The 21,415-nt window shown below is 66.1% G+C and carries 16 protein-coding genes; 14 read left to right on the forward strand and 2 right to left on the reverse strand.

Annotated features, from left to right (window positions below; genetic code table 11):
- Positions 1-39: 39 nt before the first annotated feature.
- Positions 40-468 (reverse strand): ferric iron uptake transcriptional regulator, encoded by a 429-nt coding sequence (gene fur, locus KBW98_RS13615; RefSeq protein ID WP_211520688.1) that lies wholly within the window; start codon positions 466-468, stop codon positions 40-42.
- Between the two features lie 78 nt (positions 469-546).
- Here fur and KBW98_RS13620 point away from each other — a divergent pair, with 78 nt between their 5' ends.
- From KBW98_RS13620 to KBW98_RS13665, 10 genes are all read left to right on the forward strand, one after another.
- Complete coding sequence (locus KBW98_RS13620) at positions 547-1,155, forward strand: outer membrane protein assembly factor BamE (protein ID WP_211520689.1); 609 nt, start codon at positions 547-549, stop codon at positions 1,153-1,155.
- Entirely contained in the window at positions 1,152-1,964 is an 813-nt protein-coding gene (gene dapB / locus KBW98_RS13625) for a 4-hydroxy-tetrahydrodipicolinate reductase (RefSeq protein WP_211520690.1), read from the forward strand. Before KBW98_RS13620 ends, dapB begins: the two co-directional genes overlap by 4 nt.
- 1 nt (position 1,965) lies before the next feature.
- On the forward strand, positions 1,966-2,292 hold the full coding sequence (locus KBW98_RS13630; RefSeq protein ID WP_211520691.1) for a barstar family protein: 327 nt from the start codon (positions 1,966-1,968) through the stop codon (positions 2,290-2,292).
- A gap of 210 nt (positions 2,293-2,502) precedes the next feature.
- Complete coding sequence (leuS, locus tag KBW98_RS13635; RefSeq protein WP_211520692.1) at positions 2,503-5,145, forward strand: leucine--tRNA ligase; 2,643 nt, start codon at positions 2,503-2,505, stop codon at positions 5,143-5,145.
- Between the two features lie 4 nt (positions 5,146-5,149).
- Positions 5,150-5,656 (forward strand): LPS assembly lipoprotein LptE, encoded by a 507-nt coding sequence (lptE, locus tag KBW98_RS13640; RefSeq protein ID WP_211520693.1) that lies wholly within the window; start codon positions 5,150-5,152, stop codon positions 5,654-5,656.
- A gap of 10 nt (positions 5,657-5,666) precedes the next feature.
- Complete coding sequence (gene holA / locus KBW98_RS13645; RefSeq protein ID WP_211520694.1) at positions 5,667-6,680, forward strand: DNA polymerase III subunit delta; 1,014 nt, start codon at positions 5,667-5,669, stop codon at positions 6,678-6,680.
- 122 nt (positions 6,681-6,802) lie between these two features.
- A complete protein-coding gene (locus KBW98_RS13650; RefSeq protein ID WP_211520695.1) occupies positions 6,803-8,068 on the forward strand; it encodes a glutamate-5-semialdehyde dehydrogenase in 1,266 nt (421 codons plus the stop codon).
- Positions 8,069-8,082: 14 nt separating this feature from the next.
- Entirely contained in the window at positions 8,083-8,496 is a 414-nt protein-coding gene (locus KBW98_RS13655) for a CopD family protein (RefSeq protein WP_211520696.1), read from the forward strand.
- A gap of 254 nt (positions 8,497-8,750) precedes the next feature.
- Positions 8,751-9,953 carry a class I SAM-dependent RNA methyltransferase gene (locus tag KBW98_RS13660; RefSeq protein ID WP_373888946.1) on the forward strand — a complete coding sequence of 401 codons (1,203 nt, stop codon included), beginning with the start codon at positions 8,751-8,753 and terminating at the stop codon, positions 9,951-9,953.
- Positions 9,954-9,962: 9 nt separating this feature from the next.
- Entirely contained in the window at positions 9,963-11,258 is a 1,296-nt protein-coding gene (locus tag KBW98_RS13665) for a multidrug effflux MFS transporter (protein WP_211520697.1), read from the forward strand.
- Positions 11,259-11,280: 22 nt separating this feature from the next.
- Here the strand turns inward: KBW98_RS13665 and KBW98_RS13670 are convergent, their stop codons facing one another.
- Positions 11,281-12,078, reverse strand: coding sequence for a VPLPA-CTERM sorting domain-containing protein (locus KBW98_RS13670; RefSeq protein WP_211520698.1), 798 nt, complete (start codon positions 12,076-12,078; stop codon positions 11,281-11,283).
- 192 nt (positions 12,079-12,270) lie between these two features.
- Here KBW98_RS13670 and prsT point away from each other — a divergent pair, with 192 nt between their 5' ends.
- The 4 genes from prsT to KBW98_RS13690 all read left to right on the forward strand — a co-directional run bounded on the left by prsT (position 12,271) and on the right by KBW98_RS13690 (position 21,400).
- Complete coding sequence (gene prsT, locus KBW98_RS13675; protein WP_211520699.1) at positions 12,271-15,072, forward strand: XrtA/PEP-CTERM system TPR-repeat protein PrsT; 2,802 nt, start codon at positions 12,271-12,273, stop codon at positions 15,070-15,072.
- 365 nt (positions 15,073-15,437) lie between these two features.
- Entirely contained in the window at positions 15,438-17,591 is a 2,154-nt protein-coding gene (locus KBW98_RS13680) for an HDOD domain-containing protein (RefSeq protein ID WP_211520700.1), read from the forward strand.
- A gap of 20 nt (positions 17,592-17,611) precedes the next feature.
- Positions 17,612-19,825 (forward strand): bifunctional diguanylate cyclase/phosphodiesterase, encoded by a 2,214-nt coding sequence (locus KBW98_RS13685; RefSeq protein ID WP_211520701.1) that lies wholly within the window; start codon positions 17,612-17,614, stop codon positions 19,823-19,825.
- Positions 19,826-19,831: 6 nt separating this feature from the next.
- Positions 19,832-21,400, forward strand: coding sequence for a tetratricopeptide repeat protein (locus KBW98_RS13690; RefSeq protein WP_211520702.1), 1,569 nt, complete (start codon positions 19,832-19,834; stop codon positions 21,398-21,400).
- The last annotated feature ends 15 nt before the right edge of the window (positions 21,401-21,415 follow it).

Here is a 21,415-nt window from a genome sequence, read left to right on the forward strand (position 1 = left end):
CGATCAGCCGACAACACATCCTTGCACCGCAAGCCGTATTTACTGCTTCCTCGGACAATTCACCTTCACGCAGTTGCCGTAGATCGCCAGCGCATGCTCCGCGATCTTGAACCCGCGCTCGGTCGCCACCTTGTGCTGGCGCGATTCGATCTCTTCGTCGTAGAACTCCTCGACATGCCCGCAATCGAGGCACACCAGGTGGTCGTGGTGGGAGCCGGCGTTCAGCTCGTAGATCGCCTTGCCGGTTTCGAAGTGGTTGCGGTTGAGCAGGCCGGCCTGCTCGAACTGGGTCAGGACCCGGTAGACGGTCGCCAGGCCCACGTCCATGTTATCGGCCAGCAGGATCTTGTAGACGTCTTCCGCCGTCAGGTGCCGCACTTCGCTGTTCTGGAAGATTTCCAGGATTTTCAGTCGCGGCAGGGTTGCCTTCAGGCCGCTGGCCTTCAGGTCGGTGGGGTTGTTACTCATGTTTGTTGCTCGTAGTTTGGCGGAGTGCTTTATGATATAGCGTTTTGGAGCTCCCGCTCAAACGATTTGAGGTTATCTATGCGCGTCAACCATGCCGTTTTTCATCGATTCTCCGCCAAGGCTGCACTCGCGGCAGGCCTCGCGTGCACCCTGATGCTGTCCGGCTGCGCCAGCTGGCGTAACCAGACGCGTCCGGCGGCGCCGGTGAACACGGATCCGGCCGCAAGCGCCGCCGCCGCCGAGAAATCGGCCGCGGCCGCCAATGCCGGCGCGCAGACCACCCAGGTCACCAAGCTGCAGAAATTCCTGTGGGTGTTCTCGCCCTACCGCCCGGACATCCAGCAGGGTAACTTCGTCTCGCAAGAGATGCTGGCCCAGCTGAAGGTCGGCCAGACCCGCGACCAGGTGCGCTTCATCCTCGGCAGCCCGCTGCTGACCGATGCCTTCCACGCCGACCGCTGGGACTATCCCTTCTACCTCGCGCGCGGCAACGGCGAGCTGACCACCAGCCGCGTCACCGTCTACTTCAAGAACGACGTGGTCGAACGCTTCGAAGGCGGCAACCTGCCGAGCGAGCGCGACTACATCGACCGCATCGCCGGCCCGGCCAAGAGCACCAAGGCCAAGCCGGAGACCCGTCCGGTCGAACCGGCCAAGGTCGGCGGCGCGCCCGTGGTGCAGCCATGAGCGCAAGCCTGAAGATCGCTGTCGCCGGCGCCAGCGGCCGCATGGGCCGCATGCTGATCGAAGCGATCCAGACCGCGCCCGACGCCGAACTGGCGGGCGCGCTCGACGTCGCCGGTTCGCCGGCCATCGGCATGGACGCCGGCGCCTTCGCCGGCCAGCTGACCGGCGTGATCATCCAGTCCGACCTGGCCGCCGCGCTGGACCAGGCCGACGTCCTGATCGACTTCACCCGCCCGGAAGGCACCCTGCATCACCTCGCATACTGCGCCGCCCACGGCAAGCAGATGGTGATCGGCACCACCGGCTTCGACGAGGCCGGCAAGGCCGCGATCCGCGCCGCCGCCGAACGCACCGCGGTGGTGTTCGCCCCCAACATGAGCGTGGGCGTGAACGTCACCCTCAAGCTGCTGGAGATGGCGGCGAAAAGCTTCTCGGAAGGCTACGACATCGAGATCGTCGAAGCGCACCACCGCCACAAGGTCGATGCACCCTCGGGCACCGCGCTCAAGATGGGCGAAGTGATCGCCGATGCGCTGGGACGCGACCTGAAGGACTGCGCCGTCTACGGCCGCGAAGGCGTGACCGGCGAGCGCGACCCGTCGACCATCGGCTTCGCCACCGTGCGCGGCGGCGACGTGGTGGGCGACCACACTGTCATGTTCCTCGGCACCGGCGAGCGCATCGAGATCAGCCACAAGTCGAGCAGCCGCGTGACCTACGCCCACGGCTCGCTACGCGCGGCGCGCTTCCTGGCGGGCAAACAGAACGGCCTGTACGACATGCAGGACGTGCTCGGCCTGAAGGCTTGACATGGCAGTCGCTGAACTGAACGGCGCGGCCATCGTCGACGAGGCCTCCTTCCACGCCGAGAGCCGGCGCGCATTCGGCTTTCCCGCGTCCTACACCGATTCCATCGACGCCTGGGTGGACTGCATGAGTTACCTGCGCGACGAAGAGAACATGACCAAGTTCCGGCTCAAGCCGAACGAGGTGCTGGAGGTGGTCATCGCCGATGCGGAGAAGATGAAGGCGGCCGTGCCGGACCTGCTGGAGGAGCTCGCCTTCTGCATCGGCGGCATCAACGAGCGCTATGAGGATTATGGCGAGAAGCCGGCGCTGGAGCTGGTGCTGCGCTGAATCGGCCGCCAGATCCACACCGGCCCGCGGCCTCGACACCCGCCGCCAGCCCAAAAACCGTCATCCCCGCCTTCGCGGGGATGACGTTTTAGCGTCTGTGGCCTTAAAAGCAATACCAATCAACTGGTTACATAGCGGCACCGCACTTCGCCGCAGTGCAAAATGAACCAGTATAATGTTCTGTTCCACCCTCCACGTCCGCAAGAAATCATGCAAGAAAAATATAGTCCAGCCGAAGTCGAACAGGCCGCCCAGGCCTACTGGAAGTCGATCGACGCCTACAAGGCCGTCGAGAACGACCCGCGTTTCCCAAAAGGCAAGTACTACGCCTGCTCGATGCTGCCTTACCCGTCGGGCAAGCTGCACATGGGTCACGTGCGCAACTATACGATCAACGACGTGATGTACCGCTACCTGCGCATGAACGGCTACAACGTCCTGATGCCGATGGGCTGGGACGCCTTCGGCATGCCGGCGGAGAACGCCGCGATGGCCAACAACGTGCCGCCGGCGGAGTGGACCTACTCGAACATCGCGCACATGAAGAAGCAGATGGAGTCGATGGGCCTGGCCATCGACTGGTCGCGCGAGATGACCGCTTGCAAGCCGGAATACTACAAGTGGAACCAGTGGATGTTCCTCAAGATGCTCGAGAAAGGCATCATCTACCAGAAGACCGGCACCGTGAACTGGGACCCGGTGGACCAGACCGTGCTGGCCAACGAGCAGGTAGTGGACGGCCGCGGCTGGCGTTCGGGCGCGCTGATCGAGAAGCGCGAGATCCCGATGTACTATGTGCGCATCACCGAGTACGCGGACGAACTGCTGGACTACGTCGACAACAAGCTGCCGGGCTGGCCGGAACGCGTGCGCGTGATGCAGGCCAACTGGATCGGCAAGTCGACCGGCGTGCGCTTCGCCTTCCCGCACGTGATCATGGACGAAGCCGGTGAGCTGATCAACGACGGCAAATTGTACGTCTTCACCACCCGCGCCGACACCATCATGGGCGTGACCTTCTGCGCCGTGGCGGCGGAACACCCGCTGGCCCAGCACGCCGCGAAGAACAATCCCGAGCTGGCCGCCTTCATCGCCGAGTGCAAGCTGGGCTCCGTGATCGAAGCCGACATGGCGACGATGGAAAAGAAAGGCATGCCGACCGGCCTCACCGTCACCCATCCGGTGACCGGCGAGCAGGTGCCGGTCTGGGTCGGCAACTACGTCCTCATGACCTACGGCGACGGCGCCGTGATGGGCGTGCCGGCGCACGACGAGCGCGACTTCGGCTTCGCCAAGAAGTACGACCTGCCGATCAAGCAGGTGGTGGCCGTCGAAGGCCAGGAATTCTCGCTCGACGGCTGGCAGGAGTGGTACGGCGACAAGGAGCAGGGCAAGACCATCAACTCGGGCAAGTACGACGGCCTGGACTACACCGCCGCCGTGAATGCCGTGGCGGGCGACCTGGCGGGCCAGGGCCTGGGCGAGAAGAAAACCACCTTCCGCCTGCGCGACTGGGGCATCTCGCGCCAGCGCTACTGGGGCACCCCGATCCCCATGATCCACTGCGGCGAGTGCGGCGCGGTCCCGGTCCCGGAACAGGACCTGCCGGTCGTGCTGCCGGAACACCTGGTCCCGGACGGCACCGGCAACCCCCTGAACAAGGACGAAGCCTTCCTCAAGTGCGACTGCCCCAAGTGCGGCAAGCCGGCGCGCCGCGAGACCGACACGATGGACACCTTCATCGATTCGTCCTGGTACTACATGCGCTATACCTCGCCGGGCTCCAACGAGGCCATGGTCGACGCGCGCAACGATTACTGGATGCCGATGGACCAGTACATCGGCGGCATCGAGCACGCCGTCATGCACCTGCTGTACGCGCGCTTCTGGACCAAGGTCATGCGCGACTTCGGCCTGGTCAAGTTCGACGAGCCTTTCGTCAACCTGCTGACCCAGGGCATGGTGCTGAACGAGACCTATTACCGCGAGGACGCGTCGGGCAAGAAGACCTGGTTCAACCCGGCCGACGTGGAACTCACTTTCGATGACAAGGGCCGTCCGCAAAGCGCCATCCTGAAGGCCGACGGCCAGCCGGTGGTCCTGGGCGGCACCGAGAAGATGTCGAAGTCGAAGAACAACGGCATCGACCCGCAAGCGCAGATCGAGCAGTACGGCGCCGACACCGCGCGCCTGTTCACCATGTTCGCCTCGCCGCCGGAACAGACCCTGGAATGGTCGAACAGCGGCGTCGAAGGCGCCAGCCGCTTCCTGCGCCGCGTGTGGGCCTACGGCTATGCGCAGCGCGAGCGCATCGCCGCTGCCCTGGCCGGCAAGCAGGAAGGCACGCTCGATGACGCCCAGAAGACCCTGCGCCGTGAAGTCCACAAGGTGCTGCAGCAGGCCGACTACGACCTCAAGCGCATCCAGTACAACACCGTGGTGTCGGCCTGCATGAAGATGCTGAATACCCTGGAATCAAGCAAGCTGGAAGACAACGTCGCCAGCAACGCCGTGATCGCCGAAGGCTTCTCGATCTTCCTGCGCCTGCTGAACCCGGTCTCGCCGCACATCACCCACGCGCTGTGGCAGGACCTGGGCTATGCCCAGGCCTATGGCGACATCCTGAACGTGCAGTGGCCGGAAGTCGATCCGCAAGCGCTGGAACAGTCCGAGATCGAGCTGATGATCCAGGTGAACGGCAAGCTGCGCGGCTCGGTCAAGGTGCCGAAGGAAGCCGACAAGGCGGCCATCGAGGCGGCCGCGCTGGCGTCCGAAGCGGTGCAGAAGTTTGTCGAGGGGACGCCGAAGAAGGTCATCGTCGTGCCGGGCAAGCTGATCAACATCGTGGTGTAAGCGAATGCGCGCACTCAAGACCCTGGTAAGTGTGGTGCTGGCGGCGGCGGTCCTCGCGGGCTGCGGCTTCCAGCTGCGCGGTTCGAACGGCCAGTACAACCTGCCGTTCCAGAGCATCTGGCTGGCCTTCCCGGAGGCTTCGCCGCTGGGCACTGAGCTCAAGCGCAACCTGCGCGCGGCCGAAACCGTGCGCATCGAGTCGGACGCGTCCAAGGCCCAGGCCTTGTTCGACGTGCTGTCCGAGTCGCGCGGCAAGGCGATCCTGTCGCTGAACAGCCTGGGCCGGGTGCGCGAGTACACGCTGAGCTATACCCTGGTGTTCCGGGTGCGCGACGCCAACAACCGCGAGCTGCTGGCCCCGACCGAGATCACCCTGCGCCGCAACATCGCCTTCGACGAAGGCCAAGTGCTGGCCAAGGAATCGGAAGAAGCGCTGCTGTACCGCGACATGCAGACCGACCTGGTGCAGCAGATCCTGCGCCGCCTGGCCGCGATCAAGCCGGTAGCCTGAGGAAAAGCGAATGCAGTTGCGGCTCGAGGCGCTCGACGGCCACCTGTCCAAGGGACTGGCGCCGCTGTATGTGATCACCAGCGACGAGCACCTACTCGCGCTGGAAGCGGCCGACCGGATCCGCAAGAGCGCGCGCGCGCAAGGCTATACCGAACGCGATGTGCTCACGGTCGAGCGCAGCTTCAAGTGGGGCGAACTGCTGGCGGCCAACCAGGCCTTGTCCCTGTTCGGCGACAAGAAGCTGATCGAGCTGCGCATCCCGGGCGGCAAGCCGGGCAAGGACGGCAGCGCCGCCCTGCAAAGCTACGCCAAGGACCTCAGCCCCGACAACCTGACCCTGATCACCCTGCCCAAGCTGGACTGGCAGACCGCCAAGGCCTCGTGGGTGACGGCGCTGCAGCAGGCCGCGGTCTACATCGAGATCCCGAACGTGGAAAGGGCGCAGCTGCCCGGCTGGATCGGCATGCGCCTGTCGAGCCAGGGACAGAGCGCCGAGCGCCAGAGCCTGGACTTCATCGCCGACCGCGTGGAGGGCAACCTGCTGGCGGCGCACCAGGAAATCCAGAAGCTCGGCCTGCTGTACGAGCCGGGCAAGCTGAGTTTCGAGCAGGTGCAGGACGCCGTGCTGAACGTGGCGCGCTACGACGTGTTCAAGCTGTCCGAAGCGATGCTGATGGGCGACCCGGCGCGTCTGGCGCGCATGCTGGAAGGATTGAGGGGCGAGGGCGAGGCGCTGCCGCTGGTTTTGTGGGCGGTCAGTGAAGAAATCCGCACGCTGCTAAAATTGAAGACCGGGATGAGCCAGGGGCGGCCGCTGGGCGCGCTGCTGAAGGAATACCGGATCTGGGGACCGCGCGAGCGGATGATGGAACCGGCGCTGCGCCGCGTGTCGCTCGGCACGCTCGAGGCGGCGCTGCAGGACGCGGCGCAGGTCGACCGGATGGTCAAGGGCCTGCGCGCGAAGCAGTTCGCGGGCGACGCGTGGGATGCCATGTTGCAGCTGGCATTGAAGGTGGCGCGGTAAGCGCGTCGGCGGCAGAGCCGCCAACCCTACCGTAGGGTCGGCGAGTCCCCCGCCGACGCGTCCAACGCACGCATGCACGACCGCACCACCTCCGCATACCAACTTTGCAATTGGACGACACGATGGACATCACCGCACACATGCACACCCTCGGCCGCCAGGCCCGGACCGCCTCGCGCGCCATGGCGCGCGCCGACGGCGCCACCCGCAACCGCGCGCTGCTCCTGATCGCCGAGGCGATCGAACGCGAAGCGGACGCCCTGCGCAGCGCCAACGGGCAGGACATGGACGCCGCCCGCGCCAGCGGCCTGGCCCCGGCCATGCTGGACCGCCTGGCCCTCTCAAGCGCCGCCATCGCCACCATGGTCACCGGCCTGCGCCAGATCGCCGAGCTGCCCGACCCGATCGGCGAAATCTCGAACATGAAGGTGCGTCCGACCGGCATCCAGGTGGGCCAGATGCGCGTGCCGCTGGGCGTGATCGGCATCATCTACGAAGCCCGCCCGAACGTGACGGTCGACGCGGCCGGCCTGTGCATCAAGAGCGGCAACGCGGCCATCCTGCGCGGCGGCTCGGAAGCCATCCACTGCAACCGCGCGCTGGCGAAGCTGGTGGCCGAAGGCCTGCAGGAGGCCGGCCTGCCGCTCGAGGCGGTGCAGGTGGTCGACACCACGGACCGCGCCGCCGTCGGCGCCCTGATCACCATGCCGCAGTACGTCGACGTGATCGTCCCGCGCGGCGGCAAGGGCCTGATCGCGCGCCTGATGGAAGAGTCCACGGTCCCGATGATCAAGCACCTGGACGGCATCTGCCACGTCTACATCGACGCCAAGGCCGACCTCGAGAAAGCCCTGCCGGTCGCCTTCAACGCCAAGTGCCACCGCTACGGCACCTGCAACACCATGGAAACCCTGCTGGTGTCGCGCGAGATCGCCCCGGCCGTGCTGCCGCGCCTCGCGCAGCTGTACCAGACCAAAGAGGTCGAGCTGCGCGCCGATCCGGAAAGCTTCGCGATCCTGGCGGGCTATCCGCATCTCGTCGCCGCGACGGATGAAGACTGGAGCACCGAATACCTGGCCCCGATCCTGGCGGTGAAGATCGTCGCCGGCATCGACGAGGCGATCGACCACATCAACACCTATTCGTCCAAGCACACCGACGCCATCATCACCGAGGACTTCAGCGGGGCGATGCGCTTCCTGAAGGAAGTCGATTCGGCCTCGGTGATGGTGAACGCCTCGACCCGCTTCGCGGACGGCTTCGAATACGGCCTGGGCGCCGAGATCGGCATCTCGAACGACAAGCTGCACGCGCGCGGCCCGGTGGGACTGGAAGGACTGACCTCGCTGAAGTACGTCGTGTTCGGCCACGGCGAAATACGTCAATAACAACAAGGAAGCGCATGTACCTCTGGATCAAGGCCCTGCACATCGTCTTCATCGCGTCCTGGTTCGCCGGGCTGTTCTACCTGCCGCGCATCTTCGTCAACCTGGCGCAGGAGAGCAATCCGGCGGCGCTCGAACGGCTGCTGGGCATGGGGCGCAGGCTGTACCGCTTCACCACGATCCTGATGGTGCCGGCGCTGGTGCTGGGCCTGTGGCTGTGGCTGGGCTACGGCATCAAGGGCGGCTGGCTGCATGCGAAGCTGGCGCTGGTGATCGTGACGATCGGCTACCATCATGCCTGCGGTTCGCTGCTGAAAAAGTTCGAACGCGGGGTGAATGCGCGCAGCCACAAGTGGTACAGGTACTTCAATGAAGTGCCGGTGCTGTTGTTGCTGGCGATTGTGATTCTGGTGGTGGTGAAGCCGTTCTGAAAGGAATGAGCGCCATTAGCACCACCGCCTTGTAAACGTCATCCCCGCGAAGGCGGGGACCCAAGTTCGTTGTGTCATGTTGGCTTATGCATGAGCTACGGGGACGCGAGCAAACTTGGGTCCCCGCCTTCGCGGGGATGACGGTTTTACAGTTAGCGGTAATAAGAAGTTGCAGTGAAGAAGTTGCAGCGTCATCGGCAAGAGCTGCTGACGCGTTATCTCAATAGTTTTTCAACGGACAAAGGGTACCCCTCATGGCCTCATATTTCTGCCCATGCCCGCGCGGCATGGAAGCGGCGCTTGCCGACGAACTGGGCGAGATCGCCCAGCTCAGCACCACCCTGAAGGTGCACAACCAGGTCCCTGGCGGCGTGCACTGCTCCGGTTCCCTGACGGACGCTTACCTGGTCAACCTGCACTCGCGCATTGCCTCCCGTGTCCTCATGAGGATTAGCCAGCGCAGCTACAACAACGAGAACGACATCTACGACCTGGTGCTCGAGCAGCCCTGGGAAGACTGGTTCGGCACCGAGCACACCATCCGCGTCGACGTCACCGCCGTCAAGTCGCCGCTGAAGAGCCTGGAATTCACCACGCTGAAGATCAAGGACGCCATCTGCGACCGCTTCCGCGACCAGTTCAACAAGCGCCCGTCGGTCAATACCCGCGAACCGGACATGCGCATCGTCGGCTTCCTCGACCAGCGCAACTTCATCATCTACCTCGACACCTCGGGCGAAGCGCTGTTCAAGCGCGGCTGGCGCGAGGAGACCGGCGACGCGCCGCTGCGCGAGAACCTGGCAGCGGGTATGCTGCGCGTGTCGGGCTGGAAGCCGGGCGTGCCGCTGTTCGACCCGATGTGCGGTTCCGGCACCATCCTGGTCGAAGCCGCCCAGATGCTGCAGGGGATCCCACCCGGCGCGCGGCGCCGCTTCGCCTTCGAAAAATTCCGCGACTTCAACCGCCAGGCCTGGCAGGACATGAAGGCCGCGATCAAGCCGAACCCGCTGCCGAGCGAACCGACCATCTTCGGTTCCGACATCTCGGGCGACATGGTGGCCATGACGCGCCATAACCTGAAGGTGGCCGGCATCCTGTTCGAGGTGCCGCTCAAGCAGATCGAGGCCCAGCACGTGACCCCGCCCACCGAGCAGCCGGGCATCCTGCTGACCAACCCGCCCTACGGCGAGCGGATCGGCGTGCGCGGCGACTCCACCATGCCGCAGGACGAAATGGCCGTGGCCTTCTACGCGGCCCTGGGCACCACCCTCAAGCAGCGCTTCGCCGGCTGGACCGCCTGCCTGTTCACGGCCGACCTGGGCCTGCCCAAGATGCTGCGCCTGAAGGAATCGCGCAAGACGCCGTTCTTCAACGGCGCGCTCGAATGCCGCCTGTTCCGCTTCGACATGGTGGCCGGTTTCAACCGCAGGGAAGAAGCCAAACCGAAGCAGGAATAAGGATTGACGATGCTGCCGCCGACCGAACCGCCCGATCTTCCCAAGGACCCCATCATACCGGTCCCCCTGCCCAAGCCCCACAAGATCGCGATGCTGTCGGCCGGCGGCCTGGCGACCCTGCTGGCGGCCCTGTCGATGCTGGGGCCGTTCTCGATCGACGCCTACCTGCCGGCCTTCCCGCAGATCCGCGCCGAGCTGCACGCCACCCCGATCGAAGTCCAGCAGACCCTGACCGCCTACATGCTGGCCTTCGCCGGCATGGTGCTGTGGCATGGCGCGCTGTCCGACGCCTTTGGACGACGCAACGTGATCCTGGTGGCGCTGGTGGTGTTCGGCATCGGCACCTTCGGCTGCGCGGCCGCGTCCTCGGTCCATTACCTGTGGGTGTTCCGCATCATGCAGGGGGTGTCGGCGGGGGCCGGCGTGGTGGTGGGGCGCGCCATCATCCGCGACCTGTATTCCGACACCGCCGCGGCGCGCCTGCTGTCGATGGTGACCATGATCTTCTCGATCGCACCGGCCATCGCGCCGGTGCTGGGCGGCTGGATCGTCACCTGGTTCGACTGGCGCGCGATCTTCCTGGCGCTGTGCGCCTACACCGTGGTGCTGGGCTGGTTCTGCTGGCGCCACCTGCCCGAGACCATGCCGATGGAGAAGCGCCAGCCCTTCAACCCGCGCTTCCTGGCCGAGAGCTATGGAGCGATCTTCTCGTCCTTCCTGTTCCACATGAAGGCGGGCGTCACGGCGCTGAACTTCGCCGGCCTGTTCCTGTACATCGCGGCCGCGCCGGTGATGCTGCCCGAGAGCCTCGGCCTGGGGCCGTCGGAATTCGCCTGGCTGTTCGTGCCGACCGTGAGCGGGATCTTCCTGGGCGCGCTGGCCGCCAACCGGCTGGCGGGCAAACTGGACTTCGCGCGCCAGATCCGCATCGGATTCTTCTTCATGCTGGGCGCGATCGCGTTCAACGTGACCTACCACGTGTTCCTGCCCCCCGCGCTGCCCTGGACCGTAGCGCCGATGTTCTTCTTCACCTTCGGCAGCTCGATCATCGCGCCCGGCGCCACCTTGCTGGCGCTCGACCTGTTCCCGCACATCCGCGGCACCGTGGCCTCGTGCCAGTCTTTCGTGTCGACCCTGCTGGGCGCGATCGTGGCGGGGGTGGTGGCGCCGCTGCTGTCGCATTCGGTGCTGGCGCTGGCCCTGGGACAGGCCGGATTCGCGCTGCTGTCGCTGGCGTTCTGGGTGACGGCGCGCCGCTACCGCCGCCGGCTGCTCAAGATGGGCAGGAGCGGGGCGGGGCGCTAAAGGAGGACGAGGGAAGCGGGGATTACTGCTGGGCTTGCTGCTTGCGGCGGATGACGGCCATCGCGCCCAGTCCCAGGGCGAGCAGCGGCAGCGATCCCGGCAGCGGTACCTCGCGGCTGAGCGAGGTCATGCCTTCGATGACGTCGTTCTGGCAGGTCTCGCCCCAGTGCAGGGCCATGGTCGAATACTGCGCCAGGTCGCTCTTGGCGACGTTGATGCTGAAGGTCAGCGACTGGTCGGCCAGCACTTTCCAGGTGCCGACCAGGCCGGTGTTGCGCACGGTCGACGAAGCGGTCTTGACCCCGGTCGCCTGGCCTTCGCGGTAGGTGCAGTCGACCCCGTTCCTGCAGCTCATGTAGGATTCGGTATTCTTGATGTTCTGGGCATTGGTGGTGCCGTTCAGTTCATACAGCTTGAAGGTGCCGCCGGTGTTGCTGAAGCGGTTGTCCAGGCTGAAGCCGTATTCCCATAGGGTGCCGTTCGCCGCATTGTCCTTGGCGTGGTGGACGTCGGTGCCGAAAGGGTTCCACTTTTGCGCGAGGAACACGTCGCCATAGCCGATGCCGCCCGGGGCCGAGCTGGGCGAGGCGCCCGCGTGGCCGGCGAAATTGGTCGAAATGACGATGGTCAGCACATCCCCGACGCGGGAGATGTGGGCGCCCTGGATGTCGTACAGGCTGCCGCCGATGACGTCGCCGCTCCCGTGGTCGTTGCCGCCCCAGTAGCCATTGACCGCCGAGTCGCCGATGTCGCCGGCGTGCGCGGCCTGTGCGGCGAGCAGCGCGAGGCCGGTCATGGAATGGGCAAGCAATTTTTTCATGGGAGACATGTAATAATGGACGAGTAGGGCCTGCGAAGCACGGATCATGCCATTAGGAAATTATTATTATAAATCAATGGCTTGCAAACTTCGCGCAGGAAACAACAGTTGCCGATGTAAAAGTTCTCGACAGATTGACTGACAATTAAGCAACGAATCATAATCCATAGCAATAATTTCGTCGAGAATCCGATGGTCGAACAACACTCACCGCGTCGCACCTGGTCCACCAAGCACCTGCTGGGCGGCGCCGCCGTCCTTGGCGCCGCCGCCCTGTCCGTCGCCCTGTGGCTGCACGCGAAGCAGCCGCCGGTGCCCGAACTGCGCAGCAAAGCAACGCAATACCAGCAGCGCGGCGAATACAGCGCAGCCATCATCCTGCTCAAGAACGCCATCCAGGCCGAGCCCGCGGATGCGCAGACACGCTTCCAGCTGGCCAAGGTCTATCTCGACAGTGGCGAATCCGAAAGCGCGGAGAAGGAAATCCGCGCAGCGCTCAAGCTGGGCTACCCGGCCGCCACCGGGATGCCGGTGCTGGCGCAGTCCCTGGTACTGCAGGCGCAGTACCAGAAAGCCCTGGATGAGACGCAAGCGGCGGCGGCCGGGCGCAACCCGGAGCTGCTGGTTGCGCGCGCCGATGCCCTGTGCGGCCTCGGCAGGCTGGACGAGGCTAGGCAAGTGTATGAGGCGGTCTTGCAGGCCGCGCCCGGCACCGTGTCCGCCATGCTCGGGCTCGGACGCCTGGCCTTGCGCACAGGTCATGCGGACGAAGGGGCGGCGCTGTCCGCCCGCGCGCTCGAGGCCCAGCCCACGAATACCTCGGCCCTGCTGTTCCAGGCTGAGCTCTTGCGCAGCACGGGACGCAGCGATGAAGCCATGCGCGTCTACCAGCGCGTCCTCTCGCTCAACCCAGGCCAGCGTTACGCCTATATCCTCAAGGCCGACCTGGAGATCGTGCTGGGCCAGTACGAGCAGGCGCAGAAAGACCTGGACGCCGTGCGCAAACTGGCGCCCAAGAGCATCCTGCTTTCCTATACCCAGGCCCTGCTGTATTTCTCGCAGGGGAAGTATCAGCAAGCCAGGGAGTCGGTACAGCACCTGCTCCGCGTCGCCCCCAACCATGCGCCGAGCATGCTGCTGGCCGGGGCCATCAGCCTGCGCCTGAACTCGCCCTACCAGGCCGAGAGCCACCTGCGCGAGTACCTGAAGCACGATCCGGGCAACGCCTATGCACTCAAGCTGCTGGCGGCTTCCCTGCTGCGCAGCGGGCAGGCCGGCAGCGCGATGGACCTGCTGGCGCCTGCGCTCGAGGCGGGCGGCAAGGACGTCCAATTGATGGCGCTGGCAGGCGAGAGCCATCTGCAGACGCGCGACTTCCGCAAGGCCGCCGAACTCTTCCAGCAGGCCAGTGCGTTGGCGCCAGGCTCGGCGGAGCTGCGCACCTCGCTGGGCCTGAGCAAGCTCGGCATGGGCGAGCTGGACAATGCGATCGCCGACCTGCGCGCCGCCACGGAGCTGGACCGCGGCGCCGTCGATGCCGGCGTCGCCCTGGTCAGGGCGGAGATGAACCTGAAGCGCTACGACCAGGCGCTGGCCTCGGTGGAAAAAATGGAGCGCGCGCACGCGCGCAACGCCGTCGTGGCCGACCTGAAAGGCAGCGTCCACCAGGCCATGGGGGCGCAAGCCAAGGCGCGCGAACAGTTCGAACGCGCGCTGGCGCTGCAGCCGGACTACTATCCCGCGGCGGCCCACCTGGCCGAGATGGCGCTGGGCGGCGGCGACGCCGGGGCGGCGCGCGCGCACTTGCATGCCTTCTTGGAAAAGAACAAGAACCACGTCGAAGCCTTGACGGCCCTCGCCATCCTGGCCGACCGCGCGGGCAAGCCGCAGGAGGCCACCGGCTGGCTGGAAAAGGCCGCCGCCGCATCCAGCGAGCTGAGGCTGTCGGTCGGCCTGGTCACGCAATACCTGCGCACCGGGCAGACCCAGAAGGCGCTCGACCTGACCGGCAAGCTCATGGTGGCGCATCCGGAAAACACCGACCTGCTCGACCTGCTCGGCAAGGGCCAGCTGGCGAATGGGCAGGCGGAAGCCGCCCTCAGCACCTACAAGTCGCTTGCGGCCGCCTTGCCGCGTTCCGCGCAGGCGCGCATGCAGGTGGCGGCGCTGGAGTTGCTGCTCAAGCAGGACATCGCGGCCGAGAGCAGCTTGAAGGACGTGCTGGCGATCCAGCCCGACTTCCCCGCTGCGCAACTGGCCCTGGCCGAGCTGCAGGTACGCAAGGGACAGCACGAGCTGGCCCTGATGACGGCCGAGCGCATGCAGCGCAAGCATCCGCGCGCCTCGGCGGGCTATCAGCTCGAAGGCGATATCCTGATGGCCCGGCAGCAGGCCGCGCGCGCGCTCGACGCCTACCGGCGTGCGTACGCGTTCACGCCGAACGCGGAGCTGACCATCAAGATCAGCCATGCCTTGCGCCAGGCGGGCAAGCCCGAACAGGCGGCTGCGCAACTGGCGCAGTGGCTGCGCGAGCACCCCGGCGACCAGCGGGTCCAGCTGTACCGGGCCGAAAGCCTGCTGCGCGAAAAGCAGTACGCCCAGGCGGCCGCCCAGTTCGAAGAGATACTGGCGAAGGATCCGCGCCAGGTCGCGGCCCTGAATAACCTGGCCCTGGCCTACCAGCGCATGAAGGATCCACGCGCCCGCCAGTTCGCCGAGAAGGCCGTCGCCCTGGCCGGCGACCAGCCCGCGGTCATGGACACCCTGGCGTGGATCCTGGTCGAGGAAGGCGAGCTGGCGCGCGGCCTGGCCATGCTCAAGAAGGCGCATGCGCTGGCGCCGCAGGCGCGCGCCACTGCTTATCACCTGGCCGTGGCGATGTCGAAATCGGGCGATGGGGCGGGCGCGCGCAAGCTGCTCGAAACCCTGCTGGCCGGTAAAGGGAGTTTCCCTGACGAGGAACATGCCAGGCGTCTGCTTGCCCAGTTGCCCTAGAAGTCAAGGGCGTGTCACGAGGCCGGGGCGTCACCCCGGCTTTTTTCGTTAACGCAACACTTTTACATTGCAAGTGAAACAATATTTCATGTATGCATACAAACCGTAATAATATTTCAAGACTGTGAACAATTTTTGTTGCTCTGTTACTATCAGAACGACCGATAGGCAACAGTTTTTCCTGAAACTATTGTTCCTGATCAGAAATGTATATATGCTAAGATAAGTTTTTTACATCCGCGGAACAACAGGCCACAACCCCGCCTGTTCGATGGATGAAAAGGCTAGATCTTGTGGCAACCCGTTTTCAGGCACGTCGGGCAGCCACTTCCCAACCTTCACAAGTGGCGGCCGTGTTTGACAACATGCACCAATCGGACCAGGATATCCGCAATCGTTTGCTGATTGCCCGTCTGCCGGCAATGCCGCAGATCCTCGTCAAGCTGATCGAGCACCTCCAGGCGGACGACCTGGGGATGCCGGAGCTCGCCGCCTTGATCTCGAAGGACGCCGGCATGACCGGCAAGCTGCTGGCCGTCGCCAACAGCTCGGCCTACCACCGCAACGGCCGCACCGTGAACCTCGAGCAGTCCCTGGTCTCGCTCGGCACGGACATGATCAAGACCCTGGTCATCAGCGACTCGGTATTCCAGACCTTTAACAGTTTCCCGCATTCGGGCAGCATCGACCTGCGCGCCTTCTGGAAGACCTCGCTGACCGCCGCCGTGCTGGCGCGCGAGGCCGCGCGCGCGATCGACTACCCGCACCATGAGGAAGCCTACCTGGCCGGCCTGCTGCACAACGTCGGTCGCCTGGCCCTGCTCGCCACCGCGCCCAAGGAATACGGTTTCAACTTCACCGCGCGCGACGACGAAGACCTGTGCGCGGTGGAGCAGCGCACCCTGCAGATCACCCACGCCGAAGCGGGCGCCTGGCTGATCGAACGCTGGCAGCTCGATTCCTTCCTGGCCGACGCGGTGCTCTATCACCACGAGCCGAGCGACCGCCTGGAATCGGCCCACCCCCTGATCCGCGCCGTGCGCCTGGCCCATGTGCTGGCCAGCCATGCCGACGACCAGGCCGCCGTGATCGAAGCCGCCGCGCTGTGCAACCTGGATGCGGCCCAGGCCCTGCAGCTGCTGGATGGCGCCGCGCGCCAGGTCGACAAGGCCGCCGCCCATCTCGGCATCGACCTGGCCGGCGCCGACGAGATTCCCGCGCCGCCCGCCTATGCGCCGCCGCCGGTCGACCCGGTGCAGCAGCGCCTGTCCGAGGAAGTGCGCAACATGGTGCTGGTGTCCGAAGTCGGCCAGACCCTGGCGCGCCAGCAGGGAGAGAGCGGCCTGCTGGAAGCGATGACGCGCACCGCGCGCATCCTCTTCGATTTCGAGAACGCCGTCGTCCTGCTCGAGAATCCGACCGGCCACGCCCTGGTGGGCGCGCCGACGGCGGGCAGCCAGCGCATCGCCGAATTCGCCGTGCCGCTCGCCAAGGGCGGCCCGGTGGCCAAGAGCGCCCTCGAGCGCCGCCCGGCCTTTGTCCAGCGCGAGCGCCAGCCGATAGGCATGGCCGAGGAACAGCTGCTGCGCATGCTTGGCACCGACAGCCTGGTCTGCCTGCCGCTGGTGGCGGGCGCGCGTTGCCTGGGGGTCCTGATCGGCGGCGTGGGCGCCTGGCAGCTGCCGCATTGCCAGCGCCGCGAACGCTTCATGCAGGCCTTCGGCGCCCAGGCCGCCACCGCCCTTGAAAACCTGCTGTCGGAACGCGGCCATGCGCGCCGCCAGCTGGCCAACGTCGCCGAGGAATACCGCGAGGCCTCGCGCCGCGTGGTGCACGAGGTGAACAACCCGCTGTCGATCATCAAGAACTACCTGAGTGTGCTGGACAGCAAACTGGCGCGCCAGGAACCGGTGGGCGGCGAGTTGTCGATCCTGAACGAAGAGATCGACCGCGTCGGCCAGCTGATCGGCAGCCTGGCCGAGCTCAAGCCGCTCGACGCCGGCCCGCGCGCCACCGACGTGGCCAAGGTGGTTGACGACGTGCTGCGCCTGTTCCGCTCCAGCGGCTTCGTGCCGGCCTCGGTCGAGATCGTGTCGCACATGCACGAGGACGCGAGCCGCATCGAGGGCGACGCCGACGTGCTGAAGCAAATCCTGGTCAACCTGGTCAAGAACGCGGTCGAGGCCCTCAGCGGCGCCGGCGGCCGGGTCGAGATCCTGAACCGTGGCCACGTCAACCGCGAGCGCCAGCTCTACATCGAGCTGGTGGTCAGCGACGACGGCCCCGGCCTGTCGCGCGAGGTGCTGGCCAACCTGTTCTCGCCCGTGAAGAGCACCAAGGACGGCGCCCACCATGGCCTGGGCCTGTCGATCGTGCACAGCCTGGTCAAGAAGCTGGGCGGCCACATCGCCTGCCGCAGCGGCCGCACCGGCACCGCTTTTGAAATCCTCCTGCCGGCGTGGTCCGGCGCCGGCACGGCGGTCGCCCTGCCGCCGGCGCGCGCGCTCGGTTCCGCTTAGTTCGGCTCGATTAATCCACCATGAACGCGAACCCCGCCACCATGTATTCCGGCGAACCCGCTCCGATCTCGGATACACTGGGAACCGACAGCCTGCCACGCCTGCTGCTGGTCGACGACGAACCGCGCCTGCTGTCCTCGCTCCATGAGCTGCTCCAGGGACGCGGCTACCGCCTGGTCACGGCGTCCTCCGGCAGCGAAGCGCTGGCCCAGCTGTCGCGCCAGCGCTTCGACCTGGTCCTGCTCGACCTGCGCCTGCCCGACATCGGCGGCCACGACATCATGGACTTCATCAACGAGAAGGGCATCGACGCCCACGTGATCGTGATGAGCGGCGAAGTCGGCATCGACGCGGCGATCGGCGCCCTCAAGCGCGGCGCCTACGACTACCTGCGCAAGCCCTACAGCCGCGAAGAGCTCCTGACCACGGTCGCCAACGCGCTCCAGCAGCGCCGCCTGGCGTCCGACAATGAGCGCATCACGCACCAGCTCGAGGCGTCCGAGAAGATGTACCGCTACCTGGTGGACTCGTCGCCGGACATCATCTATACCCTGAACCACGAGGGCCGCTTCACCTTCGTCAACGACCGCGCCTACCAGCTGCTGGGCTACACCCGCGAAGAGCTGATCGGCCAGCACTACTCGATCCTGGTGCACGAGGAAGACCTGGAGCGCGCGCGCTACGTGTTCAACGAGCGCCGCGTCGACGAACGCGCTTCGCGCAACGTCGAACTGCGCCTGAAGTGCCGCGGCGGCAATGGCCACGACCGCACCTTCAACAACACCCTGATGACGATCTCGCTCAACGCGATCGGCATGCACGTGCCCGACCAGGAAGTGAAGAAGCTCGAGTTCTTCGGCACCTATGGCGTGGCGCGCGACATCACCGACCGCAAGCGTGCGGAGGAGGTGATCTCCTACCAGGCCTACCACGACATCCTGACCGACCTGCCGAACCGCATCCTGTTCAAGGACCGCCTCGGCCTGGCCGTGATCCAGGCCAAGCGCAAGCAGACCGAGCTCGCGGTGATGTTCATCGACCTGGACCGCTTCAAGCTGGTCAACGACACCCTCGGCCACGTGAAAGGCGACGAACTGCTGCAGCAGGCCGCGCGCCGCCTGAAAGGCTGCCTGCGCAAGGGCGACACCCTGGCGCGCCAGGGCGGCGACGAATTCACCATCGTGCTGCCCGAGCTGCGCGACCGCGACGACGCCCGCGTCATCGCCGACAAGTTCCTGGAGACCCTGCAGGAACCCTTCGACCTGGACGGCCACGAAGTGCACATCTCGGCCTCGATCGGCATCGCGATCTACCCGAGCGACGGCGAATCGATCGACGAGCTGCTGCGCCACGCCGACATCGCGATGTACCAGGTGAAAGCCCTGGGCAAGAACGGCCACAGCTTCTACCACACCTCGATGCTCGACGTGTCGCACCAGAAGATCGCGCTGGAGCAGGCGCTGCGCCGCGCGCTGGACCAGGACGAGCTGGAGATGTACTACCAGCCGCAGATCGACGCCACCACCGGCCGCATCACCGGCGCCGAGGCGTTGATGCGCTGGAACCACCCGACCCGCGGCCTGCTGTCGGCCGGCGAGTTCCTGCCCTTTGCCGAAGAGAACGGCCTGATGCTGCCGATCTCCGACTGGATGATCGGCGCCCTGTGCCGCGACATGCTGCAGTGGAAGGCGGTCGGCGGCGGCAACGTGCGCCTGTCGCTCAACCTGTCCCCGCAATACCTGGACCGCGGCGACTTCTTCGAGAAGATGCGCGGCGCCCTGGTGCGCTACGGGATCGCGCCGGGCCAGATCGAAGTGGAGATCACCGAGAACATCTGCATCCGCAATCCGCAGTATGCGATCGACCAGTTGAACAAGCTGTGCCAGCTGGGCGTGTCGATCGCGATCGACGACTTCGGCACCGGCTATTCGTCGCTCTCCTACCTGCACCGCTTCCCGATCCACACCGTCAAGATCGATCAAAGCTTCGTCAAGGAGATCCACGAGGAGAACGGGCACTACCCGGTCATCCTGGCGATCATCTCGATCGCGCGCGGCCTGGGCCTGAACCTGATCGCCGAAGGCGTGGAAACCGAGGAGCAGGCGCGCTACCTGCGTTCCAATGGCTGCCTGACCATGCAGGGCTACCTCTACTACCGTCCGATTCCGCTGCAGGACTTCATCGGCGCGCTGCGTGCGCAGTCGGGTCCGAATCTGCGCGCCGTCCAGGCGTAAGCGGCGATGCTCGATACTCCCAGTCATTCCAGCGACGCGCAGGAACGCCACACGGCCGAATTCCTGCGCGTAAAAGGCCTGGCCGAGCGCGGAGTGGCCCAGGCCCAGCACACGCTGGGCTTCATGTACGTCAACGGGCAGGGCGTGGCGCGCAACTACGAGCTGGCGGTGGCCTGGTACCGCATGGCCGCGTCCTCGGGCCTGGAGCAGGCCCAGTACAACCTCGGCGTGATGTACCAGAAGGGCCAGGGCGTGGAGCAGGACTTCGGCCAGGCCGCCTACTGGTACCGCCGCGCGGCCGAGCAGGGCTATGCGCCGGCGCAGTACAACCTGGGCTGGCTGTATGCGAAAGGGCAGGGCGTGCCGAACGACGTGCAGCAGGCGCTGCACTGGTTCGGCCAGGCCGCCGAACAGGGCGAGCCTGGCGCCCAGCACAACCTGGGCATGATGTACGAGACCGGCAAGGGCGTGCCGCAAGACCTGGACACGGCCCTCGACTGGTACCGCCGCGCGGCCGAACAAGGCTACGCGCGCTCGCAGTTCAACCTGGCGCTGCGCCACGACAGCGGCCAGGGCCTGCCGCGCGATTCCTTCGCCGCGCTGGACTGGCTGCGCAAGGCGGCCGCCCAGGGGTATGCCCCGGCCCAGTTCAACCTCGGCCTGCGTTACGACAAGGGCCAGGACCTGCCCCAGGACAGCGAGCAGGCCATCCTGTGGTACGGCCGCGCCGGCGAGCAGGGCCACGCCAGTTCCCAGTTCAACCTCGCCCTGATCTACGACAGCGGCCACGGCGTGCCGCGCAACGAGGAGCTGGCCCTGGGCTGGTACCTGCGCGCGGCCGAGCAGGGCCACGCGGGCGCCCAGGACAACCTCGGCATGCGCTACGAGCACGGCCAGGGCGTCGAGCGCGACCCGGCGCGGGCCCTGCACTGGTACCGCCAGGCTGCGGACCAGGGCCTGCCGTCGGCCCAGTACCACCTGGGGCAGCTCTACGACAGCGGCAACGGCATCGCCCAGGACCTCGAGCAGGCGGCCGCCTGGTACCGCAAGGCGGCCGAGCAGGGCCACCTGCGCGCCCAGTTCGACCTCGGCCTGCGCTACGAGGGCGGCGTGGGCGTGCCCCAGGACAGCGCCCAGGCCCTGGCCTGGTACCGCCGCGCCGCGGCCCAGGATTACGCGCCGGCCCAGTACATGGTGGGCGCGCTGCTCGACCGCATGGAAGAAAGCGACCCGCGCGAGGCGGCCGACTGGTTCCACAAGGCGGCCGACCAGGGGCATGCGCTGGCCCAGTTCGAGCTGGGGCTGCACTACGACTGCGGCAAGGGCGTCGAGCGCGACTACGAAGCCGCGCATTTCTGGTACCTGTGCGCGGCGCGCCAGGGGCATGCGCGGGCGCAGTACAACCTGGGCGTGATGTATGCGGCGGGGCAGGGCGCGCAGCGCGACCTGGTGGAAGCGTATGCCTGGCTGCACCGGGCGGGTAGCGCGGGGGTGGCGCTGGCGGGGAGTTACCTCAAGAAGATCGCCGGGCGGATGGAGCCGCAGGTGTTGGCGCAGGCGCAGCGGTTGGTTTGATGCGTTAGCGGTTTG

The organism is Massilia sp. ST3 (assembly GCF_018119405.1).
Classification (GTDB): Bacteria; Pseudomonadota; Gammaproteobacteria; order Burkholderiales; family Burkholderiaceae_D; genus Telluria.